Source organism: Yersinia sp. J1 (assembly GCF_050586585.1).
GTDB classification, from domain to species: domain Bacteria; phylum Pseudomonadota; class Gammaproteobacteria; order Enterobacterales; family Enterobacteriaceae; genus Yersinia; species Yersinia entomophaga.
The window spans coordinates 115615-130348 of the sequence record NZ_JBOBDP010000003.1; the positions used below are offsets into that span (position 1 = coordinate 115615).

The following is a 14734-nucleotide window of genomic DNA, read 5'->3' on the forward strand; positions in this document are numbered from 1 at the left end:
TCAATTAAAAATAAGGGAAAATACTTATGGTAAATGAAGTTATGCAATTGAATGAAGATCGATTGATCAATCGTGCAGGACGAGAACTGCGTGCAGATAATATTGATAAAATAGGTTTAGTTGGAATTCTTGGCGGCGGAATCTGGCCTGCCTCAATCGAGAGCGACAGCTTCGACAACATGCTTCAAAGCAGTGCGGTTACGGATAGGAATTTTTGGCAAGAGTAGTTCGGTGCGCAATGTCATTCTGAAAAATGAGAAATGGCACAAATAAATACGTGCCATTTCATCATATTAAACGAGGTTAATTAGCCGCTGCGATGCTGACGTCAGTGCCTTTTTCGCGGAAAGATTGCTGAGTGAAATAGCGCTTATCTTCCCAGCGCAGCATAGTCAGCACGCCTCCCCAGCAACAGCCGGTATCCAGCGCGTAAATACCTTCCGGAGCGCCTTTCCCTTCCAGAGATGCCCAGTGACCAAACGCAATGGAATAATCAGGATCAACCAACCGAGGCAAATCAAACCAGGGTTTTAGCGGTGATGGCGCATTCTCTGGGGTATCTTTGCAGATCATGTCCAACTGACCATTTGGGAAGCAGTACCGCATACGGGTTAGAGCATTAGTGCTAAAACGCAAACGAGCCAGACCAGATAGCTCCTGGCTCCAATTGTTTGGCATATCGCCGTACATGGCATCCAGAAATAGTGGATAGCTGTCGCTACTCAGCACCGCTTCGACTTCGCGGGCACAGGTTTGGGCGGTTTCAATATCCCACTGTGGCGTGATTCCTGCGTGGGCCATCACCAGTTTCAATTCCTCATCGACCTGAAGCACCGGCTGGCGGCGTAACCAGTTAATCAATTCATCGGCGTCTTGGGCTTCCAGCAGCGGGGTGATGCGATCTTTGGGCTTATTGCGGCTAATGCCAGCATAAACTGCTAATAAGTGCAGGTCGTGATTGCCTAGCACCATACGTACGGCCGGGCCTAATGCGCGAACATAGCGCAGAACATCTAAAGATGCGGGGCCACGGGCGACCAAATCACCGGTTAACCAAAGAGTGTCTTGCTGAGTATTAAACTCAACTTGCGCCAATAGGGCGCGTAGTTCATCGATACAGCCGTGAACATCGCCAATCAGGTAGGTAGACATATTTTTCGGGGCCGGATTAGTGGATCAGCGTCGGGATAGCCAAACGGAAGACGGGAATTGCCGTACGGAATGCCTGGCCTAGGTGATCAACCATTTCGTAGTGCCCTTCCATGGTACCCAGCGGCGTTTCTAGTACCGCGCCGCTGGTATATTGGAATTCATTGCCCGGAAGAATCAGCGGTTGCTCACCGATAACGCCTTCACCTTGAACTTCGGTCTGACGACCGTTGCTATTGGTGATCAGCCAGTAACGACCAACCAGCTGAACCGTTGAACGCCCCAGATTGCGAATAGTGACGGTATAGGCGAAGACAAAGCGTTCTTCATCAGGTATCGATTGGGTTTCCACATAGATACTTTGTACCTGCACACACACACGGGGCCGTTCAATCATGGCGAACTCCTGTTATTCCTGCGGTGTCGATTGCGCCGAAAGCCAGTTAGCCAGCTTACAGTATTGCGCCACAGAAATGTTTTCTGCGCGCAGCGTCGGATTGACACCTAATTCGGTTAATTGCTCAGGCGTAAACAAATCCCCTAAGCTATTACGTACGGTTTTCCTGCGCTGGTTAAAAGCTTGCGTAGTAATGCGGCTCAGCATACGCACATCCCCAACCGGGTTAGGCATGTTCACATGAGGAACCAGACGTACCACGGCAGAGTCTACTTTTGGCGCTGGGGTGAAGGCCGTAGGTGGCACTTCAAGAACTGGTATCACGTTACAATAATATTGCGCCATGACGGTTAAGCGGCCATAAGCCTTACTGTTTGGGCCAGCAACCAAGCGGTTTACCACTTCTTTTTGCAACATGAAATGCATGTCGCGAATAGCCTGAGTATAGCTGAACAGGTGGAACATTAACGGGGTAGAAATGTTGTACGGCAGGTTACCAAACACGCGTAATGGCTGACCCGCCTGTTCTGCCAGCTCGGCAAAATCAATCTTCATGGCATCTTGCTGGTGGATCGTCAGCTTATCTTTTAGCTGCGGATGGCTGGCCAAACGTGCGGCAAGATCGCGATCCAGCTCGATAACCGTCATGTGATCCATACGTGCAGCAACTGGTTCGGTTAACGCGCCTAAGCCGGGCCCGATTTCCACTACCGCTTCCCCGGGAACAGGGTGGATCGCAGAAACAATACTATCGATGACAAACTGATCGTTTAAAAAGTTTTGTCCAAAGCGTTTGCGGGCAAAGTGCCCTTGGTGGACTCTATTATTCATTGCTGTTATTTATCATTTTAATGGCTAAATTTAATGCCGTTTTGAAGCTGCCCACGTCGGCAGTGCCGGTAGCAGCAAGTTCCAAAGCGGTTCCGTGGTCCACTGATGTGCGGATAAAAGGCAGACCGAGGGTAATATTTACCGCTCGTCCAAAGCCTTGGTATTTTAACACCGGTAGCCCCTGATCGTGATACATGGCTAATACGGCATCGGCATGTTGCAAATATTTGGGCTGGAACAAGGTATCCGCCGGCAACGGGCCAATCAAGGTCACGCCTTGCTGACGCAGCTCGTCTAGCGCGGGAATAATGATATCCAGCTCTTCACGACCCATATGGCCGCCTTCGCCTGCGTGTGGATTTAACCCACAAACATAAATATGCGGCTGTTGGATGCCAAATTTGGTTTTGAGATCCCGATCGAGAATAGTGATAACTTCGTGCAGGTTATCCCGAGTTATAGCGCGAGAAACCTCTGACAACGGTAAATGCGTTGTAGCCAGAGCGACGCGCAGCTCTTCGGTTGCCAGCATCATAACGACTTTTTGGCACAGGCTACGCTCGGCAAAAAACTCAGTATGACCAGTGAAAGGGACGCCTGCATCATTAATAATGCTTTTTTGTACCGGACCGGTGACCAAAGCCGCGAATTCACCCCGCAAGCATCCATCGCAGGCCTGAGCCAGCGTTTCTACCACGTAGGCGCTGTTACTAACCGAAGGAACACCTGCGGTGACCGGAGCGGCGGCAACGGGCAGGATAGTTAAGGTTCCTGCCCGCTGGGCAAGGCCAGCTTCATCGGGTTGATATTCCCGCAATTGCAGAGGGAGCTTCAATTGCTCCGCCCGTTCAAGTAGCAAGGCCGGATCGGCGCACACGACTAACTCAACAGGCCAGTCCTGTTGAGCCAGAGTGATCACCAGATCCGGCCCAACCCCGGCAGGTTCGCCGGGGGTAATGACAATGCGGTTATTTTTGTGCATCGCTACCATCAAGAATCTTCACATAAGAAGCGGCACGTTGTTCCTGCATCCAGGTTTGCGCTTCTTCAGAGAATTTACGGTTAAACAGCATGCGGTAGGCACGATCTTTCTGCGCCGCATCGGTTCGGTCTACCTGACGGGTATCGACTACCTGAATCAAATGCCAGCCGAAAGATGAATGAACCGGCGCACTGATCTCGCCTTTTTTCAGTTTCATCAAGGCATCACGGAAGGCTGGATCGTAGATGTCGGGAGAAGCCCAACCCAGATCGCCGCCTTGTACCGCAGAGCCTGGATCTTCAGAAAGTCGCTTGGCTTCATCGGCAAAGGTTGCCTTGCCGCTTTTGATATCATTCGCCGCTGCCTGTAATTTTGCGCGTGCCTGATCGTCGGTCATCACAACGGATGGTTTAAGCAAAATATGGCGAGCGTGCACTTCTGTAACCGAAACGGTTTGATTTGTGCCGCGAATATCATTCACTTTCAGAATATGGAAACCGACGCCGGAGCGAATCGGCCCAACAACCTGACCTTTGCTGGCCGTTTGCAGTCTTTCAGCAAATAGCGTTGGCAATTCCTGTAGCTTGCCCCAACCCATTTGGCCGCCTTTCAATGCCTGAGAATCGGCAGAGTTTGCGATAGCCAATTTGCCAAAGTCCGCGCCATTTTTGAGTTCCGCGACCAGATTTTTTGCCAAGTCTTCAGCGGTATCAACCTGCTGTTGGGATGGATTTTCCGGTAACGGAATTAAAATGTGGCTCAGGTTTAATTCAGCGTCATCGCCGGTCTGGGCTGCGATCTGTTTGGCCAGTGATTCGACTTCTTGCGGTAAAATGGTGATGCGACGGCGAACTTCGTTATTTCGCACTTCGGAGGTCAGCATTTCTTTGCGAATCTGGGCGCGGTAAGTGTTGTAATCTAACCCTTCAGCGGCCAGACGGCTGCGCATTTGTGCCGTTGTCATACGGTTTTGCGCCGCAATATCAGCAATGGCTTTATCCAGCGCTTCGTCGGAAACGGTAATCCCCATTTTCTGTGCCATCTGCAATTGGATATTATCCATAATCAGGCGTTCCAGAATCTGGTGGCGCAACGTGCCTTCGTCAGGAATTTGCTGACCAGCCTGTTGCGCATTGAGTTTTACCGACTGTAACAAACCGTCGACGTCACTCTGCAAGACCACACCGTTATTAACCACGGCGGCCACTTTATCAACTTCTTGTGGTGCTGCGAACGCGGTATTGGCACCGATCACCAATCCGAGAATAAGCGTTCTCCAGTTCTTCATACCTTTTCCATTATGTAATCCGCAGTTGCGGGTTTAAATTCACTGAATTCAGTGTGTTACTCAGTATCAGAATGCGCTTTGGTAAGGCAGGATACCAGAGCGTAACATCTGTTGGGTACCCAAACTGTGGTTGCTGCTTAAACCACGTAACTCTATGTTAAACGAGATTTTGTTATCATATTTACTGGTATTGTCCAGCGTGTTCCAGCCGTTGATTTTACGCTCATAGCCCAGATTAATCGCCCAACAGCAGGTATTGTACTGTACCCCAACCAGTTGGCTAGCCGGTTGATTGGCCTTAGTGTCGTAATAGTATGACCCGACGATAGCCCAACGGTCGGCCAACGGTAAACTGGCCACTGCACCCACTTGAGAAATACCTTCCTGATAGCCCTGGCTTCTCACCTTAGGTACCGCCGCCTGAATATATTCAGGGCTGGCGTAGCGGTAGTTCAACTGAAGCACCGTTTCGGCATTGTGGCGATATTCCATCACTGTATTACCCTGAGTCAGACTTCCCAAGCGGGTATCGTACTGCGCTCCGCCTCTAAAGCCCCACTTATCGGTAATTTTCCAATAGGTGTCCCCGGCCCATACCAGGCTACCGGTATCATTGCTGTTGTCGATATTGGCTGAGTTTTTATTATTATCACCGGTTCTGGAAGGGGTGAAATAATAGATTTGACCCAAGGAAACGTTAAAACGTTCAACCAGCCCATCATCATAAATGCGAGAAGTTAAACCGGTAGCGATCTGATTGGCCGATGCGATGCGATCCAACCCGCCATATGTACGGTCACGGAACAGGCCGGTATAGTCAGTTTGCAGCAGAGTGGTGTCGTAAAGATAGATGTCATCCTGGTTGCGATAAGGCACATACAAATATTGGGCTCGTGGCTCCAAAGTTTGCGTATAGCCTTCTGCCCAATCCATCTGGCGGTCAAATACCACTTTTCCATCGACTTTAAACTGTGGCAGAACGCGATTGACTGAATCTTGCAGTTCTGGAGCCACACCACCGTTATTCGCCACATAATTACTTGAAAAACCAGTGGGAATATCTTGCTGATAGTGAGTTGCCATCAGCTTGATTTCGGTATTCAGGCTCGCCCAATCGTTCGCCAGAGGAAGATTGATTGATGGCTCAATATGGAAACGATCCGCCTTCGGATTATTCGGATTCACGCTGGTGAATTTAACTGCTTGCCCATACACCCGCATATCGAACGGGCCTATATCGTTTTTGTAATAATTGAGATCTAACTGCGGCTGGGCGCGGTAGGCATTTGAGTCACCGCCGCCATTGGCGAATACTTGGAACTGTTTGGATGACAATGTAGCGTCCCAGTTTTTCTGCGCATAGCCCACGCTAAAAATTTGCGTGGCGTAGCCGTCAGTACTGGAACCATAAAGTGAAGTGAAGTCTCTAAAGTAAGTCGGATCGCTGACTTTGGTATAGTCGATGTTAAAGCGCCATACCTGATCCATGACGCCAGAATGGCCCCAGTAGTAGAGCCAACGAGCTTTATCATTATTGGCTTTGTCTGCGCTGGCATATTCGCGGTCGCTTGATAGCCAGTCGAATGCCATGGTACCAGCACCGGGGGCTAGCAAATAGCGGAATTCGTTCTGGAACTGAGTGCCGCGTTTCTCAATGTAGTGAGGTGTAATGGTGGCATCAAAGTTCGGCGCGATGTTCCAGTAGTACGGCAACATGAATTCGAAGCCGTTATTGGTGCTGTAACGCGCATTCGGGATCAGGAAACCGGAGCGGCGTTTATCGCCAACGGGCAGTTGCATATATGGGCTATAGAAAACTGGTACCGGCCCGATTTTAAAGCGTGCATTCCAGATCTCGGCCACTTGTTCTTCGCGATCATGAATCACTTCGCTACCCACTACGCTCCAGCTGTTATCACCGGGCAGGCACGAGGTAAAAGTACCGTTTTCCAGAATGGTATAGCGATTTTGACCGCGCAGTTTCATCAGATCGGCATCACCGCGACCCTGACGCCCTACCATTTGGTAGTCGCCCTTATCCATATTGGTGTCTTTGGTGTTCAGATTTGACCAGGCTTTTGGCCCTTTCAGAATAATCTGCGGATCGTCGTAATTGACATCACCTATAGCGGTGACGGTTCGCACCGGAATCGGCTGGCCGGGTTCCTGTGTCTGGTGTAACTGAACCTCATTGGCCGTTAGGGTGCTGTTACCCTGCTGGACATTAACGTTACCGGTGAAAACCGCACTGTGGGGATAATTGCCTTCGGTTTTATCCGCTTGGATATGCACCGGAAGCTGGTTGGTATCGCCCGTAACCAGCGGTTTGTCATAGGTAGGAACGCCGAACATGCATTGTTCAGCGAGGTCGGCCAGCGATTGCTGACTATAGAGTGCCGTCCATATCAACGTGGCCAGCAGTGTTGGGAATCTTTTTTTCATACGCGCTTTTGGTGTTCCGTCATCAGGGGCAACGTGCCGGCAAACGGTCTGAGACTATCTCACTCATCAGAGTTGCGCTAGTGTTAAATCCGGCCGTTTACACGTCTCGCCGTTAGGCACAGAGCTAAATGCCGAGTATGATAATGCAAAATTTGACTGACGGCATGATGAATTGAGGAGTATATGCAGTATTGGGGAAAACTGCTCGGTCTGATATTGGGATTGATGTCCGGTATTGGTTTCTGGGGTGTAGTACTGGGGTTGATCGTCGGCCATATGGTAGATAAGGCTCGAACCGCGCGACGCCGCGGCTTTTTCGTCGATCAGCAAACGCGACAATCACTGTTTTTTCGCACCACATTTCAGGTTATGGGGCACCTGACCAAAGCCAAAGGACGCGTAACTGAAGTTGATATTCAGCTTGCCAGTCAGTTGATGGATCGTATGCAATTACATGGAAATGCCCGCACGGCGGCGCAGCAGGCGTTCCGTGAAGGTAAGCAAAGCGACTTCCCATTGCGGGAAAAACTGCGTGAATTGCGCAGCGTTTGCTTCGGTCGTTTCGATCTTATTAGGATGTTTCTGGAAATTCAGTTACAGGCTGCTTTTGCCGATGGTTCGCTCCATCCGAATGAACGGCAGGTACTGTACGTTATTGCCGATGAGCTAGGTATTTCCCGCAGCCAGTTCGATCAGTTTCTTCGCATGATAGAAGGTGGTCGTCAGTTTGGTGGGCAGGGTGGTTACTCTCAAGGGGGCTACCAGCAGGCACCGCAAGGGCCAACTCTGGCTGATGCCTGTAAAGTGCTAGGCGTTAATCCGAGCGATGATGCCGTTGCCATCAAGCGTGCTTATCGCAAATTAATGAGCGAACATCACCCGGATAAATTGGTCGCTAAGGGCCTTCCGCCGGAAATGATGGAAATGGCTAAGCAGAAAGCGCAGGAAATTCAGTCCGCTTATGATTTGATTAAGCGAGAAAAGGGATTTAAATAAGATCGGATTTTTATTGAGATGCTTATCGATAAAATTTGCGGTCGCAACTTTTGTGCCATTTCATTCGATATTAAGGAAGGTAGGACGCCTTCCTTAATAATTCATCAAACACGATACTTACTTTACCGTTACTCATCACTTAAAAATCGGCTTCACTGCGGAAATGCATAGGCGTGCCGAATTCTGGATTAGTGATACATAACTCCTGGGCATGTAGCTGTAAGCGCGGAGCCATCGCCTTGGCCTCTGGAGGGGCGTAGAAGCCGTCGCCGAGGATAGGGTGCCCCATCGCCAGCATATGTACTCGTAGTTGGTGCGAGCGGCCGGTGATGGGCGATAATTTCACCCGAGTACTGCCGTCTGCATCCCGGGACAGCACCAGATACTCAGTTTGTGCAGATTTACCGGTTTCATAACACACTTTTTGCTTCGGTCGATTAGGCCAGTCGCAAATCAGCGGCAAATCAATAACCCCTTCGTCCTGCGCCAGATGTCCCCAAACTCGTGCAATATAAGATTTTTTCGGCTCACGTTCGCGAAATTGACGCTTTAATTCGCGTTCGGCGGCTTTGGTGAGTGCCACGACAATCACGCCGCTGGTCGCCATATCCAGACGATGAACGGATTCCGCAGCCGGAAAATCAGCCTGAATACGCGTCATTACGCTGTCTTTGTTTTCCGGTGCCCGTCCGGGTACCGAAAGCAACCCGCTCGGTTTGTTAACCACCATAATATGCTGATCCTGGTACAAAATATGTAGCCAGGGATCGCGCGGGGGGTTATAGGGTTCCATGTTCAATCCGTTACCACCTTGCTGCAATTCGAGGTTTTTTCGATATTGCATATCAGTCTGGATAAAAGAGCCGGAGGTTGCCGGCTCTTTCTTACACAAAAGTGTTACTGGTGAGTGACCACAACCAAGCGGATTGCGTCAAGACGCCAGCCAGCCTGATTCAGGTTTTCCAGCACCATTTTGCGGTTATGCTCCAGCGCTTCGAGTTCGTCATCACGAATATTCGGGTTAACGGCTTTCAACGCTTCCAAACGTGCCAGTTCGGCACTCAGCTTTTCATCGGCTTCTTGCTTGGCGGTTTCGATCAGCGCTTTCGCCTGTTCTTCTACCAGCGCTTCCGCCTGTTGCAGCATGGCGTGAACCTCTTGCTGAACCGCGTTCACCAGCTTGCTTGAGGTGTGGCGATTGACCGCATTCAACTGGCGGTTAAAGCTTTCAAACTCTACCTGAGCCGCCAGATTGGTGCCTTTGCGATCCATCAGCATACGTACCGGCGTCGGTGGCAGGAAGCGGGTCAGTTGCAGATGCTTAGGTGCCTGAGCTTCTACCACATAAACCAACTCCGCCAGCAGAGTACCTACTGGTAATGCTTTGTTTTTCAACAGAGAAACTGCACAGCTTCCGGTGTCGCCGGACAAAATCAAATCCAGGCCGTTGCGAATAATCGGGTGTTCCCAGGACACAAACTGTGCGTCTTCACGGGATAACGCCTGATCGCGATCGAACGTTACGGTGCAGCCATCCTGCGGCAGACCAGGGAAATCCGGTACCAGCATGTGGTCTGATGGCGTTAATACGATCAGGTTATCGCTGCGGTCTTCCTGATTGATGCCGACAATATCAAACAGGTTCAGCGCAAAGCTTACCAGATTGATGTCGTTATCCTGATTGGCGATAGCCTCGGCCAGTTCCTGACCGTGTTCGCCACCGTTTGAATGCATTTCCAGCAGACGGTCACGACCCTGCTCCAGTTGTTGCTTCAGTTTGTCGTGCTGCTGACGGCAGGTGTGGATAAATTCGTCCAAACCTTCCTGTTCGGCTGGCGTGGCCAGATAGCCGATCAATTCCTGATAGGCGCTGTCATAAATGGTTCGGCCTGTCGGGCAGGTATGTTCGAAGGCATCGAGACCTTCGTGATACCAGCGCACTAAAATCGCCTGTGCAGTATTTTCCAGATAAGGCACCATGATTTGAATTTCACGGTTCTGGCCAATGCGATCCAGACGTCCGATTCGCTGTTCCAGCAGATCTGGGTTAAACGGCAAATCAAACATCACCAACTGGCAGGCAAACTGGAAGTTACGCCCTTCTGAGCCGATTTCTGAACACAACAGCACCTGGGCACCGTCTTCTTCTGAGGCAAAATAAGCCGCTGCGCGATCCCGCTCAATCAGCGATAAACCTTCATGGAACACGGCAGCGCGAATCGCCTCACGTTCACGTAAGACCTGCTCCAGTTGCAGCGCGGTGGCGGCCTGAGCGCAGATAACCAGCACTTTCTCATCGCGGTTGGCGATCAGGTAGTTCAGTAGCCATTCAACGCGAGGATCAAAATTCCACCAGGTGGCATTTTCCCCTTCAAATTCCTGATAAATCTGCTCGGGATAAAGCATATCTTTGGCGCGAGCTTCCAGCGATTTCTTCGCACCCATAATGCCAGAGACTTTGATCGCCGTTTGATACTGGGTTGGCAATGGCAGTTTTATTTCGTGCAGTACGCGGTGCGGGAAACCTTTCACGCCGTTACGGGTGTTACGGAACAGAACTCGGCTGGTACCGTGGCGATCCATCAGCATGTCGACTAGCTGGCGGCGCGCCGCTTCGCTGTCTTCTCCGTCGCTGTTTGCCGCTTTCAGCAGCGGTTCGATATCCTGCTCGGCAATCATTTCACCCAGCATATTCAGCTTGTCGTCCGCCAGACGCTCGCCGCCCAGCAGTAGCGTCACTGCGTCAGCGATAGGACGATATTGCTGTTGTTCGCTGACAAAATCTTCGTAATCGTGGAAGCGATCCGGATCCAGCAGGCGCAAACGGGCAAAGTGGCTCTGTTGGCCCAATTGCTCAGGGGTTGCGGTCAGCAGCAGTACGCCAGGGATATTTTCCGCCAGTTGCTCAATAACCTGATATTCGCGGCTCGGGGCTTCTTCGCTCCAGGCCAGATGGTGGGCTTCATCCACCACTAACAAATCCCAGGATGCGTCGGCCAGTTGCTCTAAACGTTGCTTGTTACGACGTACGAAATCTAATGAGCAGATAACCAACTGTTCGGTTTCAAATGGGTTGCTGCTGTCTTGCATCGCTTCGGAATAACGACTGTCGTCAAACAGTGAGAAGCGTAGGTTAAAGCGGCGCAGCATCTCAACCAGCCACTGGTGTTGCAGGCTTTCCGGCACCACGATCAGCACGCGCTCGGCGCGACCAGCCAATAATTGCTGATGGATGATCATCCCGGCTTCAATGGTTTTACCCAAACCAACTTCATCGGCCAACAGTACGCGTGGAGCGTGACGCTGACCGACTTCGTAAGCGATATGCAACTGATGAGGGATCAGGCTGGCGCGAACGCCGCGCAGACCGCTCCACGGTAAACGGAACTGCTCGCTTTGGTATTTACGAGCGCGGAAACGCAGGGCAAAACGATCCATTCGATCGATCTGACCGGCGAACAGGCGATCTTGCGGCTTGCTAAAAGTGAGTTTGCTATCCAGCAACACTTCACGCATTGCTACGCCGGTTTCCTCGGTATCCAAACGGGTGCCGATATAGGTAATCAATCCGTTTTCGTGGGTGACTTCTTCCACTTTCATTTGCCAGCCTTCGTGGCTGCTGATGGTATCACCGGGGTTGAACATCACGCGGGTGATTGGAGAGTCATTTCTGGCATAGAGGCGGTTTTCACCGGTTGCAGGGAACAGCAAGGTGACCATGCGTACGTCGATGGCTACGACAGTACCCAGTCCAAGTTCGCTTTCTGTATCGCTGATCCAGCGTTGACCAAGTGTAAAAGGCATAAATTATCGGCTCGATTTTGGGTTGGGCAGTTATTTGTTTAACTAGTCTGTGTGTTTGATAAGGTTGGCTTTATTCACTATAAATTTAATTTTATTGTCGACGAATGACGCCAACCCTTATCAACTAACTGGCAATAGTTTACCGTCCGCGCAGGCTGATGGCCTAAGAATCTGCCTGAAAAAACGTGACAACCTGTGTGACGTAGGTGGCAGAGTCCGTTTGCACGGATAAATAACGACATTATGATTGATGCGCGATTTGGCAAGGGCGCTATGGTAATGGAAGGCGCGCCCGTCGTCACCTGTAAAACCACGGAAAAGTGATTAAAAAAGTCCCATTTGACCAGTAATCAACGTTGTAAAATCATCCTGCAGAAAGGGTAGTATAGCCTCGGCTACGGGTTGTAGCTGGCGGGAGAGGTAATGATCGTAATCAATGGGGGAATGACGAATTTCCAGCGGCTCCGGGCCAGACGTGGTCATCACATAGCTGATCCAGCCGCCGTTTTGGTATTGCAAAGGGCGTCCTTGCTGACGATTAAACTCATCGGCCAGACGAGCCGCACGGGCATGAGGTGGCACATTGCGCTGATAATCATCCAGCTTTCTTCGCAGCCGTTTCCGATAAACCAGCAGATGATCCAGCTCGCCGTTCAGGGTTTGCGCCACGTAATCGCGAATGTAGTCCTGATAGGGTTGCTGTTGGAATATACGTTGATAAAGTTCTTGCTGAAAAGTCTGAGCCAGCGGCGTCCAATCGGTGCGCACGGTTTCTAACCCTTTGTACACCATACGATCGCCTTCGGGCGTGGTGACCAATCCAGCATAACGTTTTTTACTGCCTTGCTCTGCGCCGCGGATGGTGGGCATCAAAAAGCGCCGATAGTGAGTTTCAAACTCCAGTTCTAATGCGCAGGACACGCCAAACGTCTCGTGCAAATGTCGTTGCCACCATGCGTTCACGTATTCCACCAATTCTTTGCCAATCTGGCTGGCTTGCTCGTCGCTATGGGCGTGTTTCAGCCAGACAAAGGTGGAGTCGGTGTCGCCGTAAATGACCTGATAACCGCGATCTGCGATTAATTCACGCGTTTGGCGCATGATCTCGTGACCACGCAGTGTGATCGAAGAGGCCAGCCGAGGATCGAAGAAACGGCAGCCGCTGGAGCCCAATACGCCGTAAAACGCATTCATAATGATTTTCAACGCTTGAGATAACGGCTTATTTTTCTGTTGTTTAGCGGCTTCTCGGCCTTGCCAGATTTGTTTAACAATGGCGGGTAGGCAGTGTTTCTCGCGAGAAAACCAGGCGTTGCGAAAACCGGGCACTGAATGCGCAAGCGTTGGCTGATGCATGCCTTCGACTAAGCCAACAGGATCTATCAGGAAAGTTCGAATAATCGACGGGTACAGGCTTTTGTAGTCCAGCACCAGCACCGAGTCGTACAAACCGGGCTGAGAATCCATCACGAAGCCGCCGGGGCTATGTTCTTCCGGTAACTCCCCTAAATTCGGCGCGACATAACCGGCCCGGTGCATGCGCGGCAAATACAGATGAGTAAAGGCCGCGACCGACCCGCCGCTGCGATCGGCGGCCAGACCGGTTACGCTGGCTCTTTCCAGTAAGAAGCTGAGCAATTCGGTTTTGGCAAAAATCCGCGTTACCAACTCGCAGTCTTTCAAGTTATAGCGCGCTAGCGCAGGTTTATCCTCAGCAAAGCGACGATTGATTTCATCCATTCGTTGATAGGGGGAATCGCTATCTTTGCCTTCGCCCAGCAAGGTTTGCGCGACGGATTCCAGACTGAAAGAGGGAAAATTCCAGGTGGCTGATTTGAGCGCTTCAATGCCGTCGATAATCAGCCGCCCAGCGGCTGAGGCAAAAAAGTGCCCCTGTTTAAAACCGTGCTCGCGCCATTCCAGTGGGTTACCGCCACGACCAAAACGCAGTGGAATCTGATAGCGATCCGCATGTTTTTGCAGTACCCGCAGATCAAATTGCACCAGATTCCAGCCGATAATGGCATCGGGATCGTATTGTTCCAGCCATTGATTCAGTTTTTCCAGTAGCTGCGGACGGCTGGCAACGTATTCCAGATTGAAATCCAACGGTTGCTCATCCCCATTTTGCGGCCCCAACATATAAACTTGACGCTGGCCGCAGCCTTCCAGTCCAATACTGTACAACTCACCGTGCTCGCTGGTTTCTATATCCAGAGACAGCAGTTTTATTGGTGGACGATAATCTTCGGCTGGTTTCATTCGGGTGGACAATAACGTGCCGTTTTTATCCGGTAGTCCGCTAAACCACACTGGTGCGGTAATAAAACGTTCCATCAGGTAGCGTTCCGGCGGGCGAATGTCCGCTTCGTAGACATTCACTCCGCCTTCTTTCAGCAGCTTTTCCAGCCGCATCAGCTGACGATGTTGTTGGCAATACAGCCCTAAAACCGGGCGGCGGTGAAAATCCGTCAGGGAAAGCGGCCGTAACTGATAGCGGCGCTCATCCCGCAGGATTTGCTCTGCCAACGGCGCTTGCTCTGCGGGAATAAAGGCCACGGAAGGCTGAGGCGGCAGCCGAACCAACTGTGGCCCATTATCGGTTGCCAACCAGAATTCAACTTCAGTGCCTGCCGCTGTATCCCGCCAATGGCGGGTGAGCAGGAAACCTTGGCGCGCTTGATCCACCGGATTACCTTTAATGAATGCTACCTTTAATTCATGATGCTATGAATGAGTGTTAACTGCCGTGTCTTTTAGTATGGTTTTTTATACAGTCATTGTCTATTTGAATGGTTGCCAGATAGCTTCCGTATGTTTCCAATAGATTTCGTCGCAAACACTC

At 50.9% G+C, this 14734-nt stretch carries 11 protein-coding genes; 2 read left to right on the top strand and 9 right to left on the bottom strand.

The genetic code is table 11. The features are described from left to right. Window positions 1-26: 26 nt before the first annotated feature. On the top strand, window positions 27-227 hold the full coding sequence (locus ACQ4OC_RS07600) for a hypothetical protein (RefSeq protein WP_064516363.1): 201 nt from the start codon (window positions 27-29) through the stop codon (window positions 225-227). A 76-nt stretch (window positions 228-303) separates the two neighbouring features. On the opposite strand, the gene apaH is transcribed toward ACQ4OC_RS07600, so the two are convergent. From apaH to lptD, 6 genes are all read right to left on the bottom strand, one after another. Further along, window positions 304-1152 carry a bis(5'-nucleosyl)-tetraphosphatase (symmetrical) ApaH gene (gene apaH / locus ACQ4OC_RS07605; protein WP_064516365.1) on the bottom strand — a complete coding sequence of 283 codons (849 nt, stop codon included), beginning with the start codon at window positions 1150-1152 and terminating at the stop codon, window positions 304-306. Between the two features lie 16 nt (window positions 1153-1168). Next, window positions 1169-1546: a Co2+/Mg2+ efflux protein ApaG gene (gene apaG / locus ACQ4OC_RS07610; protein ID WP_049598893.1), complete on the bottom strand. Its 378-nt coding sequence runs from the start codon at window positions 1544-1546 to the stop codon at window positions 1169-1171. A gap of 12 nt (window positions 1547-1558) precedes the next feature. Continuing rightward, the gene (gene rsmA, locus ACQ4OC_RS07615) at window positions 1559-2377 is read right to left on the bottom strand and encodes a 16S rRNA (adenine(1518)-N(6)/adenine(1519)-N(6))-dimethyltransferase RsmA (RefSeq protein ID WP_049598890.1); all 819 of its coding nucleotides are present in this window, start codon (window positions 2375-2377) and stop codon (window positions 1559-1561) included. Then, window positions 2370-3359 carry a 4-hydroxythreonine-4-phosphate dehydrogenase PdxA gene (gene pdxA / locus ACQ4OC_RS07620; RefSeq protein WP_064518441.1) on the bottom strand — a complete coding sequence of 330 codons (990 nt, stop codon included), beginning with the start codon at window positions 3357-3359 and terminating at the stop codon, window positions 2370-2372. Before pdxA ends, rsmA begins: the two co-directional genes overlap by 8 nt. Next, a complete protein-coding gene (gene surA, locus ACQ4OC_RS07625; RefSeq protein ID WP_064516367.1) occupies window positions 3346-4647 on the bottom strand; it encodes a peptidylprolyl isomerase SurA in 1302 nt (433 codons plus the stop codon). The genes pdxA and surA overlap by 14 nt, the downstream gene beginning before the upstream one ends. Before the next feature lie 66 nt (window positions 4648-4713). Continuing rightward, window positions 4714-7089, bottom strand: a complete 2376-nt coding sequence (lptD, locus tag ACQ4OC_RS07630; RefSeq protein ID WP_430971058.1) for an LPS assembly protein LptD — start codon at window positions 7087-7089, stop codon at window positions 4714-4716. A gap of 183 nt (window positions 7090-7272) precedes the next feature. Between lptD and djlA the strand changes: the two genes are divergently transcribed. Further along, on the top strand, window positions 7273-8085 hold the full coding sequence (gene djlA / locus ACQ4OC_RS07635) for a co-chaperone DjlA (protein WP_064516371.1): 813 nt from the start codon (window positions 7273-7275) through the stop codon (window positions 8083-8085). Between the two features lie 139 nt (window positions 8086-8224). On the opposite strand, the gene rluA is transcribed toward djlA, so the two are convergent. From rluA to ACQ4OC_RS07650, 3 genes are all read right to left on the bottom strand, one after another. Beyond that, window positions 8225-8878 carry a bifunctional tRNA pseudouridine(32) synthase/23S rRNA pseudouridine(746) synthase RluA gene (rluA, locus tag ACQ4OC_RS07640; RefSeq protein ID WP_430971059.1) on the bottom strand — a complete coding sequence of 218 codons (654 nt, stop codon included), beginning with the start codon at window positions 8876-8878 and terminating at the stop codon, window positions 8225-8227. A 104-nt stretch (window positions 8879-8982) separates the two neighbouring features. Further along, window positions 8983-11889 (bottom strand): RNA polymerase-associated protein RapA, encoded by a 2907-nt coding sequence (rapA, locus tag ACQ4OC_RS07645; protein WP_064516373.1) that lies wholly within the window; start codon window positions 11887-11889, stop codon window positions 8983-8985. Window positions 11890-12213: 324 nt separating this feature from the next. Beyond that, window positions 12214-14577 (bottom strand): DNA polymerase II, encoded by a 2364-nt coding sequence (locus tag ACQ4OC_RS07650; RefSeq protein ID WP_120805209.1) that lies wholly within the window; start codon window positions 14575-14577, stop codon window positions 12214-12216. Window positions 14578-14734 lie beyond the last annotated feature (157 nt).

Bases quoted from the DNA above. Each gene is read 5' to 3' on its own strand.
- ACQ4OC_RS07600 (WP_064516363.1), top strand. From the start codon at position 27: ATGGTAAATGAAGTTATGCAATTGAATGAAGATCGATTGATCAATCGT.
- apaH (WP_064516365.1), bottom strand. From the start codon at position 1,152: ATGTCTACCTACCTGATTGGCGATGTTCACGGCTGTATCGATGAACTA.
- apaG (WP_049598893.1), bottom strand. From the start codon at position 1,546: ATGATTGAACGGCCCCGTGTGTGTGTGCAGGTACAAAGTATCTATGTG.
- rsmA (WP_049598890.1), bottom strand. From the start codon at position 2,377: ATGAATAATAGAGTCCACCAAGGGCACTTTGCCCGCAAACGCTTTGGA.
- pdxA (WP_064518441.1), bottom strand. From the start codon at position 3,359: ATGCACAAAAATAACCGCATTGTCATTACCCCCGGCGAACCTGCCGGG.
- surA (WP_064516367.1), bottom strand. From the start codon at position 4,647: ATGAAGAACTGGAGAACGCTTATTCTCGGATTGGTGATCGGTGCCAAT.
- lptD (WP_430971058.1), bottom strand. From the start codon at position 7,089: ATGAAAAAAAGATTCCCAACACTGCTGGCCACGTTGATATGGACGGCA.
- djlA (WP_064516371.1), top strand. From the start codon at position 7,273: ATGCAGTATTGGGGAAAACTGCTCGGTCTGATATTGGGATTGATGTCC.
- rluA (WP_430971059.1), bottom strand. From the start codon at position 8,878: ATGGAACCCTATAACCCCCCGCGCGATCCCTGGCTACATATTTTGTAC.
- rapA (WP_064516373.1), bottom strand. From the start codon at position 11,889: ATGCCTTTTACACTTGGTCAACGCTGGATCAGCGATACAGAAAGCGAA.